General features: G+C 71.0%; 17 protein-coding genes and 1 pseudogene. 12 read left to right on the top strand and 6 right to left on the bottom strand.

The window, feature by feature from the left end; all coding sequences use genetic code 11:
* Positions 1–264: 264 nt before the first annotated feature.
* Positions 265–1,104, top strand: a complete 840-nt coding sequence (locus ACZ7L4_RS10665; RefSeq protein WP_472101359.1) for a hypothetical protein — start codon at positions 265–267, stop codon at positions 1,102–1,104.
* A gap of 179 nt (positions 1,105–1,283) precedes the next feature.
* Complete coding sequence (locus ACZ7L4_RS10660; RefSeq protein WP_472101996.1) at positions 1,284–2,000, top strand: ankyrin repeat domain-containing protein; 717 nt, start codon at positions 1,284–1,286, stop codon at positions 1,998–2,000.
* Positions 2,001–2,018: 18 nt separating this feature from the next.
* Here the strand turns inward: ACZ7L4_RS10660 and ACZ7L4_RS10655 are convergent, their stop codons facing one another.
* Positions 2,019–3,248: an amidohydrolase family protein gene (locus tag ACZ7L4_RS10655; RefSeq protein WP_472101358.1), complete on the bottom strand. Its 1,230-nt coding sequence runs from the start codon at positions 3,246–3,248 to the stop codon at positions 2,019–2,021.
* 238 nt (positions 3,249–3,486) lie between these two features.
* Between ACZ7L4_RS10655 and ACZ7L4_RS10650 the strand changes: the two genes are divergently transcribed.
* From ACZ7L4_RS10650 to ACZ7L4_RS10640, 3 genes are all read left to right on the top strand, one after another.
* A complete protein-coding gene (locus ACZ7L4_RS10650) occupies positions 3,487–3,846 on the top strand; it encodes an ArsR/SmtB family transcription factor (RefSeq protein ID WP_472101357.1) in 360 nt (119 codons plus the stop codon).
* Entirely contained in the window at positions 3,843–4,100 is a 258-nt protein-coding gene (locus ACZ7L4_RS10645) for a hypothetical protein (protein ID WP_356373748.1), read from the top strand. Before ACZ7L4_RS10650 ends, ACZ7L4_RS10645 begins: the two co-directional genes overlap by 4 nt.
* A 121-nt stretch (positions 4,101–4,221) precedes the next feature.
* Complete coding sequence (locus ACZ7L4_RS10640; RefSeq protein ID WP_472101356.1) at positions 4,222–6,348, top strand: MMPL family transporter; 2,127 nt, start codon at positions 4,222–4,224, stop codon at positions 6,346–6,348.
* A 27-nt stretch (positions 6,349–6,375) separates the two neighbouring features.
* Here ACZ7L4_RS10640 and ACZ7L4_RS10635 read toward each other — a convergent pair whose 3' ends face one another.
* Positions 6,376–6,600: a hypothetical protein gene (locus tag ACZ7L4_RS10635; protein WP_472101355.1), complete on the bottom strand. Its 225-nt coding sequence runs from the start codon at positions 6,598–6,600 to the stop codon at positions 6,376–6,378.
* A gap of 294 nt (positions 6,601–6,894) precedes the next feature.
* On the opposite strand from ACZ7L4_RS10635, the gene ACZ7L4_RS10630 reads away from it, so the two are divergent.
* Together ACZ7L4_RS10630 and ACZ7L4_RS10625 are read left to right on the top strand one after the other, a co-directional pair.
* Entirely contained in the window at positions 6,895–7,455 is a 561-nt protein-coding gene (locus tag ACZ7L4_RS10630; RefSeq protein WP_472101354.1) for a hypothetical protein, read from the top strand.
* A gap of 171 nt (positions 7,456–7,626) precedes the next feature.
* Entirely contained in the window at positions 7,627–9,576 is a 1,950-nt protein-coding gene (locus tag ACZ7L4_RS10625; protein WP_472101353.1) for an APC family permease, read from the top strand.
* A gap of 8 nt (positions 9,577–9,584) precedes the next feature.
* On the opposite strand, the pseudogene ACZ7L4_RS10620 reads toward ACZ7L4_RS10625, so the two are convergent.
* Positions 9,585–11,387: pseudogene (locus ACZ7L4_RS10620) on the bottom strand (APC family permease); the annotation flags it as partial.
* Between the two features lie 177 nt (positions 11,388–11,564).
* Between ACZ7L4_RS10620 and ACZ7L4_RS10615 the strand changes: the two are divergent.
* On the top strand, positions 11,565–12,368 hold the full coding sequence (locus ACZ7L4_RS10615; protein WP_472101352.1) for a hypothetical protein: 804 nt from the start codon (positions 11,565–11,567) through the stop codon (positions 12,366–12,368).
* Positions 12,369–13,181: 813 nt separating this feature from the next.
* Here ACZ7L4_RS10615 and ACZ7L4_RS10610 read toward each other — a convergent pair.
* Entirely contained in the window at positions 13,182–13,865 is a 684-nt protein-coding gene (locus tag ACZ7L4_RS10610; protein ID WP_472101351.1) for a TetR/AcrR family transcriptional regulator, read from the bottom strand.
* A gap of 123 nt (positions 13,866–13,988) precedes the next feature.
* Between ACZ7L4_RS10610 and ACZ7L4_RS10605 the strand changes: the two genes are divergently transcribed.
* Entirely contained in the window at positions 13,989–14,936 is a 948-nt protein-coding gene (locus ACZ7L4_RS10605; protein WP_472101350.1) for an NADP-dependent oxidoreductase, read from the top strand.
* A gap of 129 nt (positions 14,937–15,065) precedes the next feature.
* Positions 15,066–15,263 carry a hypothetical protein gene (locus ACZ7L4_RS10600; protein WP_472101349.1) on the top strand — a complete coding sequence of 66 codons (198 nt, stop codon included), beginning with the start codon at positions 15,066–15,068 and terminating at the stop codon, positions 15,261–15,263.
* 500 nt (positions 15,264–15,763) lie between these two features.
* On the opposite strand, the gene ACZ7L4_RS10595 is transcribed toward ACZ7L4_RS10600, so the two are convergent.
* The gene (locus tag ACZ7L4_RS10595) at positions 15,764–15,967 is read right to left on the bottom strand and encodes an STAS domain-containing protein (protein ID WP_472101348.1); all 204 of its coding nucleotides are present in this window, start codon (positions 15,965–15,967) and stop codon (positions 15,764–15,766) included.
* Positions 15,968–16,658: 691 nt separating this feature from the next.
* Between ACZ7L4_RS10595 and ACZ7L4_RS10590 the strand changes: the two genes are divergently transcribed.
* On the top strand, positions 16,659–17,462 hold the full coding sequence (locus tag ACZ7L4_RS10590; RefSeq protein WP_472101347.1) for a SigB/SigF/SigG family RNA polymerase sigma factor: 804 nt from the start codon (positions 16,659–16,661) through the stop codon (positions 17,460–17,462).
* Positions 17,463–17,527: 65 nt separating this feature from the next.
* On the opposite strand, the gene ACZ7L4_RS10585 is transcribed toward ACZ7L4_RS10590, so the two are convergent.
* A complete protein-coding gene (locus ACZ7L4_RS10585) occupies positions 17,528–18,229 on the bottom strand; it encodes a GAF domain-containing protein (RefSeq protein ID WP_472101346.1) in 702 nt (233 codons plus the stop codon).
* A 415-nt stretch (positions 18,230–18,644) separates the two neighbouring features.
* On the opposite strand from ACZ7L4_RS10585, the gene ACZ7L4_RS10580 reads away from it, so the two are divergent.
* Positions 18,645–19,919 (top strand): MFS transporter, encoded by a 1,275-nt coding sequence (locus ACZ7L4_RS10580; RefSeq protein ID WP_472101345.1) that lies wholly within the window; start codon positions 18,645–18,647, stop codon positions 19,917–19,919.
* Positions 19,920–19,926 lie beyond the last annotated feature (7 nt).

The following is a 19,926-nucleotide window of genomic DNA, read 5'->3' as shown; positions in this document are numbered from 1 at the left end:
TCTCCGACGTCACACCTCCAGCGAATTTCCAGGTCTCGTTTTGGGTAAGACGCGTCACACCCCTGAGGAGTTCATTCCGCCACGCAGCGTGATGACACAACGTCAGCCAGGTAATGACCGGGCATTGCAGGGGGCTTTGTGGTCACTCCACCTATACGGCGCCTTTACAACCCTTTACATCTCCGGGTAGGGACGTACGGCGACAATCCGCCACCCTGACCGAACACCCCCTGCGCGCGCCGATCATGGGGCAGGGTGGCCCTCATGACCCGGTACAAGAAGCGGCACAAAAGACGCTCGGCGCTGCCCCTCGCCATCGCCCTGGGCGCCCTCACCCTCGGCGCGACGACGGCGTCCGCCGCACCCACCTGGACCGAGACCGGCACCTCGCACGTCAACTCCCTGACGGGCAGCCAGGGCCTCGCCTCGCGCGCGGACGGGACGCTCCTGTACCGCGGCCTGGGCTCGATCCCGCTGTCCCTGCGCGCCGCGGGCTGGACGCACGTGGGCGACCCGGACGTGGCGCGCGGCTACACGTTCGACGCGTACCAGGGCGGCGACAGCGCGACGAAGAAGATGTTCGCGGTGACCACCGCGGCCGGGAAGCGCACCACCTACGAACACGCCCTCGACCCGGGCGAATTGCTCAACAACTCGTTCGCGTCCGTGTCGCCCGACGGGCAGTGGCTGGTGTCCGGCGAGTGGGGCACGCGGGAGCGCCTCCAGGTCTTCCCCACGCCGATCCTCAACGCCTCGGCGCCGCAGCCCGGCGCCAACCTCCCCCAGGCCGGACAGATCTCCCTCGACAAGCCGGTGACGAACATCCAGGGCTGCGACTTCACCGACGCCACCCACCTCCTGTGCTCGTCCGACGCCGCGACGAAGGAGGTCCTCGAGATCACTCTCGACCGCCCCCTGGACGGCACACCGGTGACCGGTCGCGTGGCCACGGCCTTCGCGATCCCCCAGCGCAGCGTCTGCAAGGGCACGTTCGAGTCCGAGGGCATCGACTACGACGCGGCACGGGGCACCCTGCGCGTCCAGATGGTGCCGCCGTCGCCGTGCCTGGTGACGACCGCGGTGATCGCCTACGAGCGGGGGTGACGCGGGCGCGCATCGACCGATCGGACGACATCGGGGTCCTCCCCTCGACCGCGGCACGTACCCGACGGGTCGACACCGGGGCGCGCGGCCGGGGCGGAGGATCGGGGCATCGGCACAGCCCCACCCGACGGAGGACCGCGATGCGCACCGGACGACGACCGAGCACCCGACTGAGCGGACTGATCGCGGTCGGTGCGCTGGCGTTCGTCACGGCCTGCACCGCGGCGCCGGACGGCGCGGCGGACACCGAGCGCTCGCCGAGGGCCTCGGCCGAGCGGTCCTCCGGCGCCCCGTCCGCCCCGCAGGCCTCGGCGAATCTGCTGCGCGCCGCGGACGAGGGCGACACCGCCGCGGTCCGCGCCGCCCTGCGCGCGGGCGCCGACACCGAGGTCCGCGACGACGAGGGCCGCACCCCGCTGCTGCTGGCCGCGCTCGACGACCATGTGGCGGCAGCGAAGGCCCTCGTCGCGGCGGGCGCCGACCCGGACGCCCAGGACGAACAGGACGACAGCGCCTGGCTGGTGACCGGCGTGACCGGCAGCGTGGCGATGGCCCGCGCCCTGATCCCGGCCGACCCGGACTACGCCCTGCTCAACCGGTACGGCGGTACGTCGCTGATCCCCGCGGGCGAGCACGGCCACGCCGCGTACGTCCGCGAGGTGCTGCGCCATACGGACGTCGACGTGGACCACGTCAACAACCTCGGCTGGACCGCCCTGTTGGAGGCGGTCATCCTCGGCGACGGCGGCCGCGACCACCAGCGCGTCGTCTCCCTGCTGCTCGACGGCGGCGCCGACCCGGAGCTGGCCGACCGCGACGGTGTCACCCCGCTCGACCACGCCGAGCGGCACGGCCACGACGAGATCGCGAAGCTGCTGCGGGAGGCGGGGGCGTAGCGCGGGGCGTCCCCGGGGTCAGCCGGCGGGCGCGAAGCGCGGGTAGGTGTCCACCGACTCGGGGCCGACGACCCTCCCGCCGTGCAGGACCAGGACGCGGCGCGGGTGGTCGGCGACGGCCTCCGGGACGGATCCGGCGGCCACCGCGACGAGGTCGGCGCGGCAGCCCGGCGCGATGCCGTAGCCGTCGAGGCCGAGCGCGGCGGCGGCCTGGTCGGTGACGAGAGAGGCGGCGACGCGCAGCTCCTCGTCCGTCATCAGCCCGTCGCGCAAGCCGATGATCGTCGCCCGCTCCAGCATGTCGCCGGTGCCGTAGGGCCACCAGGTGTCGCGGATGTTGTCGGAACCGGCGAAGACCCGGACGCCGTGCGCACGCAGCCGCATGACGGGCGGCATCGGCCCCGCCGGGCCGTTGGTCATGATGGCGACGCCTGCCGAGGCCAACGCCTCGGCGGTGCGGTCGAGTTCTGCCTCGTCGACGGCGCCGAGGCTGTAGGCGTGGCTGACGGCGACCTGGCCGCCGAGGCCGAGGGCGGCCGTGCGCGCGGCGATGTCGCGCAGCTGTCCGGTGCCGGTCGTGCCGCCGTCGTGCAGGTGGATGTCGACGCCCTTGCCGTGCTTCTCGGCGAGGCCGAAGACGATGTCGAGCTGCCCGGCCCCGTCCCCGTCGAAGCCCACGGGGTCGAGTCCGCCGATGAGGTCGGCGCCCTCGGCGAGCGCGGCGTCCAGGAGTTCGGCGACGCCGGGCGCGGTGACGACGCCGCTCTGCGGGAACGCCACGATCTGCATGCCGAGCCGGTCGCGGAAGGACTCGCGGACGCCGAGCACGGCGCGCAGATTGTCCAGGCCGACGTCGGGGTCGACGTCGACGTGCGAGCGCACATGGCCCGTGCCCATGGCGATCATGCGGCGCGCGAGCGTGGTCGCGCGCTCGGTGACCGGGACCGGCTCGGTGGCACGCGAGGCCCGCTCGGACATGATCTGGTCGCGCAGCGTGCGGGTGGTGCGGTGCGGCCGCCAGGGCGCGCCGAGCAGCGTCTTGTCGAAGTGGGCGTGGCCGTCGACGAAGGCGGGGAGCAGCAGCGCGCCGCGCAGGTCGACGGCGCCGGGCGCGGGGGTGCCACCGCGCACGTGGTCGACGACCTCGCGGACCCGTCCGTCGGCGATCCGGACATCGACGAGGCGCCCGTCGGCGAGCGTGGCTCCGACGAGGCTCGCGGGTTCGGAGGGGGCTGCCGCCTCGCGCATGGGGCTCTCCTTGCGTAGTTCCTGTGCGTCGTCCGACGCGACGTCGGCATCGACGCCAAAAATGGTATACCAAATCACCCTGGCGGCCCCCTGAGGCAACCCCGAGGAACCCTGAGGCCTCCCTCACCGATCCCTCATCCATCCCTGATATGTGTCAGATTTCTTTGACAGGTGGCACGGCGAAGGGTGAGTTTGGGGATGGTCCGACACGGCTTCCGGCACGGCTGAAGGGGGCGGCATGACACACGGGCCGGCCCCCACGGGGGACGAGCTGCTGAAGGTGCTCGGCGCCCTCGGCAATCCGCACCGGCTGCGGATCGTCGCGGCGCTCGCGCAGGGACGCAACTACGTCAGCGCGCTCGCCCGCGACATCGGCATCGGCCGCCCGCTGCTGCACATGCACCTGCAGCGCCTGGAGGCCGCCGGCCTGGTCAGCGGGACGCTGGAGCTCTCGGAGAGCGGCAAGGCGATGAAGTTCTACGAGCTGACCCCGTTCACGTACACGCTCACCCCCGAGGTGATCGCGGCGGCCGCGCCGAGCCTCACCGACGAGGACGGGCCGACAGTGCAGAAGACACAGAAGGAGCGCACGAGATGAACGGCGGAGACTGGGCAGGAGTGGCCGGGGCCGCCGGCACCTTCCTCTTCCTGATCGTGGTCGTCTGGCAGATCGCCGCCACGTGGCGCGCGCGGATGCTGGCCGCCCGCGAGGAGCAGTACAAGCAGATGGCGCTCAAGTACCAGCAACTGCTCGAGGACAACATCGAGCTGCACCGCCGCTCCCTGGAGCAGCAGGAACAGGCGCAGGCGTCGCTGGCGTCGATGGAGCGGATGATGCGCGAGATCGAGTAGCGGCACACACCGAACAGGAACTGGTGCGGCCGGGAGCGGCAACTCCCGGCCGCACGCACGAGAAGCAACGCCCCGCGAGCTCATCGCAAGACACCCACCTCTCACCCGAAGGAGACCACTCATGCCCGCTTGGATCAAGCGGCTCTCGACCGCGCCCGGCGGGCGCCGCTCCAAATGGCTGGTGCTGGCCGCCTGGCTGATCGTCGCCGTGGCGCTCGGCCCGCTGGCCGGGAAGCTCGGCGACGTCGAGGAGACCGGGCCCAACGCCTTCCTGCCCAAGGGCGCGGAGTCGGCGCGGGTCAACACCGAGCTGGAGAGGTTCCGCACCGACGAGCTGACCGCCGCGGTCGTCGTCTACACCGGCGCCGACCGCGCCGCCGTCGAGGCCGCGGGCAAGGAGGCACGCGCGGACGTCGCCGGCTTCGCGCCCTTCGTCGCCGACGGGCACCGGATCGCGCCACCGCTCCCCTCCGCCGACGGCGAGGCCCTGATGACCGTCGTCCCCATGGACGGCGGCGACGGCATCACCGACAAGGTCGACGAGCTGCGCGACGTCGCGGGCGCCCACGCGCCGCCCGGCGTCGACGTCGAGGTCGGCGGCCCCGCGGCCTCGCTGACCGACTCCGTCGCGGTGTTCGACACCCTCGACTCGACGCTGATGATCGCCACCGGTCTCGTCGTCGCGGTCCTGCTCCTGCTCACCTACCGCAGCCCGGTCCTGTGGCTGTTCCCGCTGCTCTCGGTCGGCTTCGCCGCCGCGCTCACCCAGGCCACGACCTATCTGCTCGCCAAGTACGCGGGCCTGCCCGTCGATCCGCAGAGCGCGGGCGTCCTGATGGTGCTCGTGTTCGGCGTCGGCACGGACTACGCGCTGCTGCTCATCGCCCGCTACCGCGAGGAGCTGCACCGCACCGAGGACCGGCACGCGGCGATGCGCGTCGCCCTGCGGCGCAGCGGCCCGGCGATCCTGGCGTCGGCGGGCACCATCGCGGTGGGCCTCGCCTGCCTGGCGTTCGCCGACATCAACTCCTCGCGGTCGCTGGGGCTCGTGGGCGCGGTCGGTGTGGTGTGCGCGTTCCTGGCCATGGTGACCGTGCTGCCCGCGCTGCTCGTCATCTGCGGGCGGTGGGTGTTCTGGCCGTTCGTGCCGCGCCTCGGCACGCCCGCCCGCAAGCCGCGCACCGTGTGGTCGCGGATCGGCGGCGCGCTCGCCCGGCGGCCGCGCTGGTCATGGATGATGTCGGTGGCCACCACCGGTGTGCTCGCCCTGAGCGCGCTCGGCATCACCATGGGCCTGAGCCAGTCCGAGATGTACCAGGACAAGCCCGAGTCGGTGCTCGCCCAGGAGCACATCGCCGCCCACTTCCCGTCCGGCGCCTCGGACCCCGCGAAGATCGTCACGGCCTCGGAGCACGCGGCGCAGGTGCGCACGGCCGCGGCGGAGACCCCCGGCGTCGCCCGCATCGAGAACGGCGACCGCACACCGGACGGCCAACTCACCACGCTCTCCGTGGTGTTGAAGGACGCCCCGGACAGCACGGCCGCCAAGGACACCGTCGACGCGCTGCGTTCGTCGGTGCACGCGGTGGACGGGGCCGACGCGCTCGTCGGCGGCACGACCGCGCAGACCCTCGACACGCAGCGGGCCGCCGACCGGGACCTGCGCACGGTCATCCCGATCGTGCTGCTCGTCGTCCTGGGCGTGCTGATCTGGCTGCTGCGCGCCCTGGTGGCACCACTGCTGCTCCTGGCGACGGTCGTGCTGTCGTTCCTCGCCGCCCTCGGCGCCTCGAACCTGCTCTTCGAGCACTTCCTCGGCTTCGCGGGCATCGACTGGTCGATCCCGCTGATGGGCTTCGTGTTCCTGGTCGCCCTCGGCATCGACTACAACATCTTCCTCATGCACCGCGTGAAGGAGGAGACCGCGCGGCTCGGCCACACCCGCGGCGTCCTGGAGGGCCTGACCAGCACCGGTGGTGTCATCACCTCGGCGGGCATCGTGCTCGCGGCCACCTTCGCGGTCTTCGCGGGCCTGCCGCTGGTCACCATGGCGCAGATGGGCGTGATCGTCGGCATCGGCGTCCTCCTGGACACGTTCCTGGTCCGTACGGTCCTGGTCCCGGCCCTCGCCCTCGACCTCGGCCGGTGGTTCTGGTGGCCGGGGCGGCTGTTCCGGGCGGTGGGCACCGCCACCTCGACGCCGGAGCGAGGACCGTCGCCCAGGCCGACGGCGGAGCACCGGCGATGACCGGCGCGGTCCGGGGCCGGAGACCCGTCAGATGTCCCCGGCCCCGGGCCGCACCCCGGCGCCATGCCGCCGTTGGTGTGCCAGGAGTCCGATGAACCCGGCGAGGAACCCGCTGATCAGCCCGGACACCGCGTGGTTGGCGGCGTTCGCCGCGGCGCTCGAAGGCACGCCCACGACCGCGTAGTTGACCAGGGCGCTCATCACCGAGCCGAGCACCCCACCGATCGCCCCGCTGACGACCGACGCACGCACGCGTCTCCAACGCTCCGATCGGCAAGCAGACATGGCGGATCCCTCTCCCCAGGTGACAGATGGCTACGTCACCGTCGGGCCGCGCGGCCACACCGGCCGGTGATGTACGCGCCACTGTGCGGTGCGCACCCGGCCCGACGGAATCCCCCGGCCCATCGAAAGCGCCGATGCCGCACATCCAGGGGGTGGATGTGCGCGAGGGCGCGTCAGGAAGCCGTCAGAGTCGGCGGCCGCCGCGTCAACGGTGCGCAGCGTTCGGTCGAACGAGGCGCGGGCGCGCCTAACGTCGGCCTCATGCAGCCTCCGCTCCCCGTTCCCCGCCCCGGCCCGGACTCCGCCGACGGCCGGCCGGCGGCGCGGGTGCTGCGGGACGCGGACTGGCCCGGGAACGCCCGCTCCGCGCTCGCGTCGGCCGGCCTGCTGCTGGCAACGTGCTTGATCGTCGATGCCACGGCGAGGAGCCTGTCCCCGCTCCACGTGCTCGGCTGGACGGCCCTTGCCGCGCTGCTGCTGGTGATTCTGCTGCCTGCCCGGGTGAGCGCCGCGCCGGGCGTGCTCACCGTTCGGGGCCTGTGCGTCTCCCGGGCCGTCCGTACCGACCGGCTGGCCTTCGCCGCGTGGCCGAAAGGCACGGAGCGGCGCCTGCTGCTGCGTGACGCGTCAGGAGCCCGAGCCGAGATCGACCTCCAGGTCCTGCTCGCCAACCCCGCCCTGTGGCTCCGCCTGGAGGAGGACATCGCAACGGCACGGGCCCTCGGCACCCTGCACCACGGCGCGGCCGACCTCGACCGGCTGGCACGCCACATCGACGTCGAGACCACCCGCGCCCTCCTCCAGGTGTCCGGCCTCGGCTGAGCGTCCGCCCGCACGTCACGGGCCGATGTGACGCACGCGACGGCCGTACGGCCCATCTTGACGCTTCCCTGATGCCTGAGCGGCCGTCCGCCTGTGCCGGGCTGCTTAGGCTTGCCCGGCCGTACCCGGGGACGGCCCGCGAGACCACCCCCTGACCTGCAAGGACCCTCGATGTCGACCACCCACCACCCTCGATCCGGCCGCTTGCGCGCGTGGATGCTGGAGGGCCTGTCGGACATGGGCAAGGGCCGGCCGTCCGTGCCGAAGCCCGACGCCACGGAGCACCGGGGGCAGCCCTGGTACCGGGTCATGTGCCTGACGGGTGTCGACTACTTCTCCACGCTCGGCTACCAGCCCGGCATCGCGGCGCTCGCCGCCGGTCTCCTCTCCCCCATCGCGACGATCGTCCTGGTCGTCGTCACGCTCGCGGGTGCGCTTCCGGTCTACCGGCGCGTCGCCGAGGAGAGCCCGCACGGCGAGGGCTCGATCGCGATGCTGTCGCGGCTGCTGTCCTTCTGGAAGGGCAAGCTGTTCGTCCTCACCCTGCTCGGCTTCGCCGCCACCGACTTCCTCATCACCATCACGCTGTCCGCCGCCGACGCCTCCACGCACCTCGTCGAGAACCCGCATCTCGAATCGGCGCTGCACGACAAACAGGTGCTGATCACGATGATCCTCATCGCGCTGCTCGGCGCGGTGTTCCTCAAGGGCTTCCTGGAGGCGATCGGCGTCGCCGCGGCCCTGGTCGGCGTCTACCTGGCGCTCAATGTCGTCGTGGTGATCACCGGCCTGTGGCACGTCGTCACCGCGGGCCATGTCGTGACCGACTGGACCGCGGCCCTCACCCAGGAGCACGGCAACGTCTTCGTCATGATCGGCGTCGCTCTGGTCGTGTTCCCCAAGCTCGCCCTGGGCCTGTCCGGCTTCGAGACCGGCGTGGCGGTGATGCCGCACGTGAAGGGCGATCCCGAGGACACCGAGGCCGCGCCCGCGGGCCGCATCCGCGACACGAAGAAGCTGCTGACCACGGCCGCGCTGATCATGAGCGTGTTCCTGATCTGTACGAGCTTCATCACGACGGTGCTCATCCCGCAGGACGAGTTCGAGGCGGGCGGCAAGGCGAACGGCCGCGCCCTCGCGTACCTGGCCCACGAGTACCTCGGCAACTCCTTCGGCACCGTCTACGACGCGTCGACCATCCTCATCCTCTGGTTCGCCGGTGCCTCCGCGATGGCCGGTCTGCTCAACCTGATGCCGCGCTATCTGCCGAAGTACGGCATGGCCCCGCACTGGGCCCGCGCCGTGCGCCCGATGGTCATCGTCTTCACCCTCGTCGCGTTCCTGGTGACCTGGCTGTTCGACGCGAACGTGGACGCCCAGGGCGGCGCCTACGCCACCGGTGTCCTGGTCCTGATCTGCTCGGCCGCCATCGCCGTGACCATCGCCGCGCGCAAGGCGGGCCAGCGCGGATGGACCGTGGGCTTCGGTGTCATCGCCGCCGTCTTCCTCTACACCACCGTCGTCAACATCATCGAGCGCCCGGACGGTGTGAAGATCGGCGCCTGCTTCATCGCCGGCATCATCCTCATCTCGCTGCTCTCCCGCCTCGGCCGTGCCTTCGAACTCCGCGTCACGCACGTCGAGTTGGACGACATGGCGGAGCGCTTCATCCGGGACGTCTGCAAGCGCACGCCGCGCTTCATCGCGAACGAGCCGGACAACCGCGACGCCGACGAGTACCGGGCGAAGAAGGACCAGATCCGCGCCGACAACGACGTCTCCGGTACCGAGGACTTCATCTTCGTCGAGGTCACCATCACCGACCCGTCCGAGTTCGAGGCCGGTCTCACCGTGCGCGGCGAGGTCCTGCACGACCGCTTCCGGGTCCTCACCGTGGAGGCCTCCTCGGTGTCCAACGGGCTCGCCGCGCTCCTGCTCCACACCCGCGACCTCACCGGCGTCACCCCGCACATCTACTTCGAGTGGACCGAGGGCACCCCCTTCGCCAACTTCCTGCGCTTCTTCCTCTTCGGCCAGGGCGAGATCGCCCCGGTCACCCGGGAAGTGCTGCGCGAGGCCGAACCGGATCGCGAACTGCGCCCGCGCGTGCACGTCGGCTGAGCGGACCCGAGCCGGAACCGCAGCCGGCAGATCACCGCGTCGGTGTCCCGGCGGACGGCACGGGCGACGAGCGCGCCCCGCTGGTTCTGCAGCAACCGCTGCCACAGGCGGTCCGGTTCGGCCTCCGGCACGAGCACCGTGATCCGTGTGCGCGGTTCGGCCGCGCGCAGTTCGCGTACGTACGTGCTGAGGGGAGCCCCGAGCGTACGGCGCTCCGAGTGGACCCTGACCAGGGGCACGCCCGGGTCCCACAGGGCCCAGTCCCGTGCCAGCGCCTCCGACTGTTCCCGGTCCTCCGCGTCGGTGTGGCAGACCGTGACGGCCCGCACCTCGTCGCCCAGCGACACCGCGGCCGAGAGGGCCTCGCTGGTGAGCAGGGTGAGCGAGGAGACGGGGACCAGGACGAGCGAGCGCTCCCGGTGCGGGGGTGCGGGGATCCGGCCGACGCCGAGGCGCTCGCCGATCCGGCCGTAGGCACGGTGGACGGTCTCGAACGCGACGACGAGGAGGGGCAGGGCGAGGACGATCAGCCAGGCGCCGTCGTGGAACTTGGTGGCGGTGACGACCACGGCGGACACCCCCGTCAGGAGCGCCCCGAAGCCGTTGAGCACGGCGCAGGCCGCCCAGCGCCGCGTCCGCACACGGTGCCAGTGCAGGACCATCCCCGCCTGGGCGACGGTGAATCCGACGAAGACACCGATCGCGAACAGGGGGACGAGCGTGTTGGTGTCACCGCCGGAGAAGACGAGCAGACAGGCGGAGACGAGCGCGAGCCAGACGACACCGTGCCGGTGCACCTGGCGGTCCGCCTTCAGCCCGAAGACGTGCGGCACGTAGTTGTCCCGTGCCAGGAGCTTGAGCAGGACCGGCAGGCCGCCGAACGATGTGTTGGCGGAGAGCGCCAGCAGCGCCATGGTGGCGAACTGGACGACGTAGAACCCCCAGTTGTGCCCGAGCGACGCATCGGTGAGCTGGGCCAGGACGGTGACCCCGGCCACCGGCTGGAGCCCGAAGCGGGAGATGAGCACGGCCAGGCCGATCAGCATCACGCCCAGGAGCACACCGAGACCCGCCTCCGCGCGCATCGCCCGGCGGGCGGCAGGGGCGCGGAACGACGGCACCGCGTTCGCTATCGCCTCGACGCCGGTCAGCGCCGAGCAGCCGGAGGCGAACGCCTTCAGGAGCAGCAGCGCGCCGACGGTGGTGGCGTCACCGGCCAGGACGGACGCGTGTCCGGCCGAGGCGGCGGTGGACGCGGGGGCGTCGCGGAAGAGCCCCACCGCGATGACGACGAGGATCGCTCCGACGAAGACGGCCGTCGGAACGATGAAGGCGCGGGCCGAATCGACGATGCCCCGCAGGTTCACGGCGGTGACGAGCACCAGCACACCGAGACAGATGACGAGCCGCTGTCCGTGGAGCGCGGGAAACGCGGACGTCAGCGCGGCCACCCCCGCGGTCACGGCGACGGCCACGTTGAGCACGTAGTCCAGGACGAGCGAGGCGGCGGCGACGAGGCTCGTACGGCGCCCGAGATGACGCCTCGCGACGGCGTACGAGCCGCCGCCGTCCGGGAACGCGGCGATGACCTGCCGGTACGACGCGACCAGCACGGCCAGCAGCCCCGCGATGCCCAACGTCACGGGCAGGGTGAGACCGAGACCGTGCGCCCCGGCCGTCGCCAGCACCAGCACGATGGCCTCCGGCCCGTAGGCCACCGATGCCATCGCGTCGAGGGAGAGGGCGGCGAGCCCGGTGACAGCGGTCAGCTTGTGCCGTGCGCCGGCGTCCGGAGGCGGCGAAAGGGTCATGGCTGCGGAACTCCTCAAGGACGGAACTCCGCTCAGCGTCGGCCAACGACGGGACATCTCCGCCGCCCCTGCCGCGTTCCTGACACCACGGGCCCCACTTCTGACGGCTCCTTGACGAGCGTGCTGAGCAGGTCGACGAAGGCTGACCCGGGAGGGAGTGATTGCGATCATGGTGTGGTGACTGAGACACCCACCTGGCCTGAGGAAAGCTGGCCGATCGCGTCGCCGGCGGAGGCGGACTGGCTGCACGAACTGTGCGGCGACGGCACCACCGGGTACATGCCGCCCGCCCTGCCGGATGCCGCATGGGTCCTGCACGCCATGTACGAGCACGAATCGGGACCGGCCGGGGCCACGTACGACGATCTGCAAAAGGGCCGGGTGAACGCAGACCAGCTCGACCCCCGCATCGCGGCGCACTGGCAGAGCGAGGACAGGTTCCTGAGCGGCGAGCACCCCGGCCCTGACTGGCGCCGGCTGCGCTGGTCCGAACTCGCCGAGCGGACCGGGGACCCGATCGTGCCGGAGGGCAAGTATCCGGCGCACTACTGCTTCCCCTCGGCCAAGACGGGGCCCAGCTGGCCCGTGTCCATCTGGGCCCCCGACTACGGCTGCCTGGACCGCCCGTCCTGGAACCGGCTGATCGACATCCTCATCGCGCACAGCCCGGACGGACCGGACACACGCAGCATGGCGCACTACAGCCTGATGAATCTCCTCATGGGTCCCTCGGACGTCGACCTGACCGAGGGCGGCGAGATCAGGCACGTCCGTGCCGGTCGCCTCCGCGATGCCAAGTCCCTGTACGACGCGCCGTTCGCCGAGTGCAACCCCGCCAATCTCTGTGCAGCGGACCGTTCCTGGGTCACGTGTACCGATCATGACCTGTGGGGCACCAAGGTCGTCGGCCCTCCGGCCCTCATCACGGCTCTGGTGGAAGACGACGAGATCGAGGCCATACGCCTCCCTTGGAAGCACTGAACCCCTCCGGCCCAAAGCGCAACCGGGACCAGGACAAGCCAACGAGGGTGCTCAGACTCACGCGTCGGTGGCGCGCGGCATGGTGGTGTCTACTTTCTGGACCGCCGCCTGCGTGCTGGGCGGGACCGCGAGGTCGGCTTGCGGGACTGACGCACCGACCAGAAGACGTAGCCGAGCGCTCCGAAGATCACGAGGCCGAGTATGAGGCCGAGCCACCCGGGCACGCCATCGACGTCGTAGTGCCTCGGTGGTGTGTATGCGAGTAACACGACGGCGCCCCCGGTTGTTGGTGGCGGCACGCTAGCTGTTCGCTGAGGGCTCCGGGTGCGAGGGACCACGTGTCGTGCCTGTAGCAACGACCTTGCAGATGAGGGCATGCTCTCGCGCCTCGCCGCAATTGCAGGTGTCGCCAGGGCCGAGGGGATGGTGCAGCCGTCCACGTGTACAGACGCTCCGGCCCCCAGCGCCTGCCGGACGGAGTCGGCCTCGCAGGCGGCGGTGACCACCAACACGTCGATGTCCCGATATCGCCGTCAGCCGGGCCGCAACCGGGAAGCCCATCTGGAGGGTGAGTGCGAGGCCCTTGACCTTCCCGACACGTGCCGCTGCCGGGACTCGGCCGATGCCGATGCGGGCGCGCTCACGGGAATCTCTGGTGGCGAGGAGCTTGCCGCGCAGGTGCCCAGCCTCCCGTCCGGCTCTTCGGCATCCGCCCCAGGGTTGCTGTGCATCATGTGCACGCGCGCACCCCGACAAGCACTGGCGCGCATCCGCTGACCGGGCGAAGGTCCTGCGAGGGCACAAAGCACTCGGCTATGTCGGGCGACCGTCCCGCCCCCGTCGGCCGGCCGTGCGCCCACCCGCCGATCGAGGCTGAATCAGCGGCGTCAGGATTCCGTCGACGATCGTGCCCACGTCGGTGTCGGTGATCGGCTGGCCGCGCAGGGACTGCCAGTGGAGCACCAGGGCGATCGCGGCTGAGACCTCGAGTGCGTGGTCCTTGGCCTGCGCCGTCGGGCGTGGGGGCAGTTCGCCGCGTTCCGCCGCGTGTGCCAGGACGTCTTCGACGACGTGGTGCAGCGAATCGACGTACCGCCGATGGATGCGGTCGCAGACTTCCGGCTGCTTGCGTGTCGTGGCGAGTGCCGCGACGAGGTCGGCGCGCGAGGAGTCCGGGCCACGGGCGGCGCGGGCCAGTGTCGTGATGAGTTCGTCGCGGAGCCGGCCGGGGCCGATCCGCTCGGCGACGAGGCTGTCGGTGAGACCGGCGTGCTCGAGGGCCTCGATGGCGAGTTCGTCGCGGGACTTCCACCGGCGGTAGACGGTCGCCTTGCCGACGCCCGCCCGCGTGGCGGCCTTGTCCATGGTCAGTGCCGGATAGCCGCCTTCCGCGAGCAGTTCCGTGGCCGCGCGCAGGATGCGGGCGTCGCGGTCGGGGTCGCGCGGCGGGCCCGAGGCGCCCGGCGGGCGCCGCAACTTCGACGTGGGCTCTGCCATGGCTGCTGCCACTCTCACTAGGACTGATTTGTATCGAGTCTACAGCGGACGTACCGTGCAACCGAACCCGGAACAAAGCTGTATCGGGTTGTTCATGGTTTCAGAGATTGCGAGGTCAGCGCGATGAAGGCTGTCGGTTTCACGGAGTTCGGCGGACCCGAGGTGATGCGGGTGCTGGAGCTTCCCGAGCCGCACGCGGGTCCGGGGCAGGTGCGGATCAAGGTGGTGGCGGCCGATGTGAACGTGTCGGACACCGCAGCACGCTCGGGGTTCGTCCAGCAGGTCGTCCCCGAGATATTCCCGCCCTCCGACGCCTACGTGGTGGGCTGGGACGCCGCCGGGGTGATCGACGAGGTCGGTGACGGGGTGCGTGCCGAGCTGGCGGTGGGCACCGACGTGATCGCCCTGGTGCACCCCAAGCTGACCCAGGGAGCGCAGGCGCAGTACCTGGTGGCGCCCGCCGAGTCGGTGGTGCGCGCCCCGAAGGGGATCGAACCGGCAGCGGCGGCGACCCTGGGCATGAACGCGATGACCGCGCGGATGAGCCTGGACGCCCTGAACCCGGCGCCGGGAGCGACCATCCTGGTGACCGGCGCGGCCGGCTCGGTCGGCGGCTACGCGGTCGAGCTGGCCAAGGCGGACGGCCTGACGGTCATCGCCGACGCGGCCGACAAGGACCGGGACCAGGTCGCCGCCTTCGGCGCCGACCACGTGCTGGCGCGCGGAGACGGACTGGCCGAGCGGGTCCGCGAACTGTTCCCCGACGGCGTGGACGGCGTCATCGACGGCGCGGAACTGAAGGACGAGGTGACCTGGGCCGTCCGGGACGGCGGCGGCTTCATGACCTTCCGGAGCTCCCCCGGCGAAGGCGATCGCGGGGTGTACTGGCACGCTGTGCTCGTCTTCGACCGGCTCCGGGACACGGCGGCCCTGGCCCAGCTGCGCGACCAGGCCGAGACCGGCGCCCTCACCCTGCGGGTCGGGGCGAGGCTCCCCTTCGAAGAGGCGGGCCAGGCCCACCGGCTCGTCGAAGCCGGCGGCCTGCGTGGACGCCCCGTCCTGCTCTTCTGAGCGAACAGCACGCAACCCGCCGCTCGACGCTCCCCGCCACCCCGGCAGGGAACCCGCAGGGCCCACCTGGTTTCCCCCGGTGGCCTCACCCACGTCGACACCGACGGCAACCGAGCCGCCTGACCACTCATGGGACAGATCGACGTGCGGTCCTTCCTCGCGCACCATGCCCACGTGCTGTCGGCGATCACGCACAACCCGTCTACCCGGAGCCGTGACGTCGCGGCGGCCTGTCACCTCACCGAACGCACAGCACAGCAGGTCGCCTCCGGCCTCGAAGAAGCCCGCTGCCGCAGCCGCGAGTGGGACGGCCGGCGGACACGGTAGGCCCTCCACTTGGACGGGGCGCCATCCGGGTGGAGTCGCATGTGCCCGTTCGATGCCTGTTGGAGCCGTTCATCCACCACGATGGGGTCCGCCGGCGTCCGTCGTGAGTGAGCCTGCTCGCAGGCGTGGAGAGGCCCGGCTCGGGTAGTCGAAACGGGCAGAACCACCATTAGGGGCGGCCGCCGTCGCGGTGTCGGCGGCGACGGCGGCCACCCGCGCGAGGGGCTCGCGTCCCCCCACGAACTCCCTCGCGCCGGACGTCCTCGGGCCGGCGGGCATCGCGGGAATGATGCCCTGGAGAGCGGCCGAAGGACGAAGACCGGGCCCGGGTGGGCTTTCAGGGCTCACCCGGGCTTCGGATCCGTGCTCTCGGTAGTGCTGCAGCCCCCAAGGGCCCCGGCCGACAGATGCGACGGCCATCTATCCGCCAGGCTAGCCCGCAGCCCCCGCCACGGATAGCGCCCCGGACCCCTCTCCCATGGCCGGGAGCGAAGGCGGCCCTACCGCGGATCGACCGGCAAGACCTTGGCGAGGCTTGCACGACAAACGGCCTCACGGACGGGCGCGCTCACGACTGCGAAGGACCACGTGACGCCGGACAGGTCCAGGCACAGGTGCAGGCCCCCGCCCACGATGGCACGAACGACGATGTCGGTGAACTCGCCGACATCGCTGACGTTCAGCTCACCGGACAGAGCAAACACGCAAAAGACCGCGCCGTCGGGGGAGACCAGAACGGCGAACGGCAGTTCAGGGCCGGAGCACCACCAGCAGCCGGCCGGCGACGAGCCGCTCGCCTCGGCTTCTCGAACAGACGCTCAACGGCCCGTGGACGCCAAGGAGTTCCTTCTCAAACTCATCCCGGACGTGTAAGAGCGCTCTCCGCGTGCGAGCCGACTGCTCGCTCAAGCCGACCGACCGTGTCGCGCAGCGCTTTCACCGTCGCCTCAGATCCTTGCAAGCCTGATGTCTGCAGGTCTGAGCGTGCGGCGGAGCGCTCGGCTGGATCAGAGGTCAAGTTTCGCCTCCCGGGTGCAGGGGCGCGTGCTGGCGGGCGCGTTTGTTTCCTCACGGTCGCGTGTTTCGAACCGGACCGCAACCCACCATCCCAGGCAACTGTCTGTTCGAGCCGCGATGAGTTGGCCCCTGTCTTGCGCGGTGGTCGACCACCCGCCAATGTTCGATGCCCCGCAGACGGCTTGCGCCCGGCACCGACAGAGCCTCCCACTGGCGGAAGGAGCCATGGGCGGTGTTGTTTGCTCGTGGGGTCGAAGGGCAGAGGGTTCATCAGTGCTTGGGACAACAGGCGCGTACCAGCGGCAGAAGTGACTGTGTAGCGGTCTTTCGGGAGCCGTTGGTGATCTGACGTCCAGCAATACAAGGAGCACGCCGACCATGCCCACTCATCACTCCCACGACGACGCCCCCGACACCGAGCAGGACTTCCACCGTCTCGCGGAAGCGGCTGAAGGCCCGGAGTACGACGTCCTGTTGGAAGAACTGGTCGAGGCCTGGCTGCCGATGGCCGAACGTCTGGCCGGCCGCTACCGCAGCAAGGGCGAGAGCCTCGATGATCTCAGGCAGGTTGCCGCGCTCGGGCTGGTCAAGGCCATCGAGCGCTACGAGCCCGGCCGCGGTGCCTTCGAGTCCTACGCGGTGCCCACCATCACCGGTGAACTGCGACGCCATTTCCGTGACCACAGCTGGGACCTGCACGTTCCGCGCCGGGTCAAGGACCTGCGCAACAAGGTCCGTACGGCCCGCCGCGACGTCCAGGCCGAGCCCGGCAAGGGGGAAGAGCCCTCGATCGAGGAGATCGCCGCTCGGGCCGGCCTGACCTTGGAGGAGGCCCGGGAAGGTGCCGCCGCCCTGGACAGCCACAGCGCGCTCTCACTGGAGGCTCAGATGGGCGGGGCCGATGACGGGGGCGACGGGGTCAGCCTGGCCGACACCCTCGGAGCCCCGGACGAGTCCTATGACACCATCGCCGACCGGGAAGCCGCCAAGGAGGGCCTGCGCCTGCTGCCCGAGCGGGAACGCGAGATCCTTTACATGCGATTCTTCGAGGACATGACGCAGTCCCGCATCGCGGAGAGGATCGGGGTTTCGCAGATGCACGTCTCCCGCCTGATCACGCGCAGCTGCGCACAGGTGCGCGAGCAGGCCATCGGATCCGCCGAGCCCGTGCACGCCGCTTGACGGCTTCTCGGGGCCGGGCGAGCCGCCACCGACGAGCGGCTGGCCTCCGGTGACCGGGAACGTGCTCAGGAGTCGGCGTCGAGGATGTCGGCGGCGATGCTGGGCAGGGGGCGGCCGGTGGCGAAGGCGCGGGCGCGCAGCCGGGCCTGGGCCTCCTCGACGGGCAGGCCCAGGCGCTCGGCGAGCCGGCGGGAGGCAGCATGCGTGGTGACCCAATGTGTCCTGAGGAGGTCCGCGGGCTCCCACGGCGGGAGCGTGCCGTGTGCCAGCAGCTGCCAGAAGGCAGGCAGCAGGGCCTGGGCGGTGGCACCGACGGCATGCGTGGCGTGCCGCATCGTCTGCGGAGTGATGAGGCAGGGCCGCTCGCACAGCAGGGCGGCAATGCCGAACACCTTGGATTCGAAGCGGAGCGGGAAGGCGTACACCGCTCCGTGGCCGACCCGGTCGGGCAGGCAGGCCTGGAACAGCGGCCACTTCGGCAGCGGCTGGGCCATGTCGTTGACCAGGACCGGTTGCCCTGTTGCTGCAGCAGTGACGCACGGGCCTTCCCCGGTCAGGAACTCGGCCTCCTCCAGAGGAAGAGCGCGCTCATCACTCACTCCCAGCAACTGCCGATAGGGCGTATCGGCGAGCCAGGACAGGGCCGCCGCGTCAACCGGCAACACCTCGCACAAGGTCTGACACAAAGCCGTCGGCAACTGCCGGTCCGCATCAGGCCGGCACGCGGCAGCCAGAACCTGGTCCGCAGCGGTCCACCGCTCACTCATCGGGGCTGCTCCCTGCGTCGAAGTCCAGTTACGGCCGCCCCGGGTACCCATGCACGAAGCAAGTTTGTATGCGCAAAGGCCCTGCGTCCCGTCTGCACCAGGCCGACCGAGGCCGCCGCCGTGGAGCGGTTCGTGGCACCGTACCCGGGAAGGTCTTGCGGTCCGCCGTCGGCCCGTACGAGCCCTTCGGCAGCGGGCGGGACATGTACGCCCGGGGCTACGAGAACCTGGTTGTGAAGCACGGATGCCGGCAGCGGGTGGGCTGGTTGCAGGTGCACGGCTTGGCGAAGGTGTCCATGCCGCGGGCGAGCTGCTGGGGATTGCTGGCCGCGGCGGTGCGGTCCGAGTGACATCAATGTGTCGACTCGGTCAAACCGCTCGTGAGCAGGGAGTTTTCGCGGTTAGCGTCAGGCTCATGACACAGACGACCACCACCGCGGCCCCACCCGCTCACCCCCTCCGGCAGTTGCTCGCCGCCTCCGTCGGCAACGCCGTCGAGTGGTACGACTGGTATGCGTACACCTTCCTGGCGACGTACATCGCCGACCAGGTGTTTCCGAAGGGGGCCGACAACTCGCTCGTTCCGCTGCTCGCCACCTTCGCGGTGTTCGCCGTCGGGTTCTTCATGCGGCCCGTGGGCGGGCTGTTGATGGGGGCGGTGGCCGACCGGCGGGGGCGGCGGGCCGCGTTGACCGTGACCATTTTGTTGATGGGTGGCAGCAGTCTGCTGGTCGGGATCACGCCGACGTACGCGTCGGTCGGCGTGCTCGCGCCCGTCGTGCTCGTGCTCGCCCGGCTGCTTCAAGGGCTTTCCGTGGGCGGGGAGTTCGCGGCGTCGACGACGTTTCTGGTGGAGTCGGCGGGGCCGGGGCGGCGCGGTCTTTTCTCGTCGTTCCAGTATGTGTCCACGTCCATCGGGCAGTTGATCGCGTCGGGTGTCGCCGCGGTGCTCGTGGCGACGCTCGCCGAAGGGCAGATGGACGGCTGGGGGTGGCGGGTGCCGTTCCTGGCCGGGGCGGTGCTCAGCCTTGTCGGGTTCTGGATCCGGCAGGGGGCGCAGGAGACGCGGAGCGAGGGGCACGAGCGGCCGGGCCTGTTCGACGCGCTGCGGCAGTATCCGCGGCAGTCGCTGCTGATCTGCGGGATCACGGCCGGCGGTACGTTGGCGTACTACACGTGGACCTCGTACCTGCCGACGTACGCGGAGCTGAACACGGACATCGACAAGTCGCAGGCGCTGACCGTGGGCACGATTTCGCTGGCGTTCTTCGCGCTGCTGCAGCCGGTGGGCGGGATGCTCTCCGATCGCTTCGGGCGCAAGCCGCTGCTGCTGTTCTTCGGGCTCGGATTCGCGCTGCTGAGCGTGCCGTTGCTGCACTCGCTCACGGGGTCCTTCGCCTCACTGCTGTTCGCGCAGTGCGCCGGCATGGTGCTGCTCACCGGCTTCACGTCGATCTCGGCTGCGGTCAACGCGGAGGTGTTCCCGGCGCGGGTGCGGGCGGCCGGGATCGGCTTCCCCTACTCGCTGACGGTGGCACTGTTCGGCGGCACGGCCCCGTACATGGGCACGCTCTTCAAGGACCTCGGGCACAGCGGGCTCTTCCCCTGGTACGTGGCCGTGCTCTGCCTCGTGTCGTCGGTCGTGTATCTGCGGCTCCCGGAGAGCGCGCACCGCGAGCTCGACCGCTAGGCGCGGC

The sequence above is a fragment of the Streptomyces sp. NPDC107575 genome (assembly GCF_055657265.1).
Note: the sequence above shows the minus strand (reverse complement) of the source record. Positions and strands in the feature narration are given on the sequence as shown.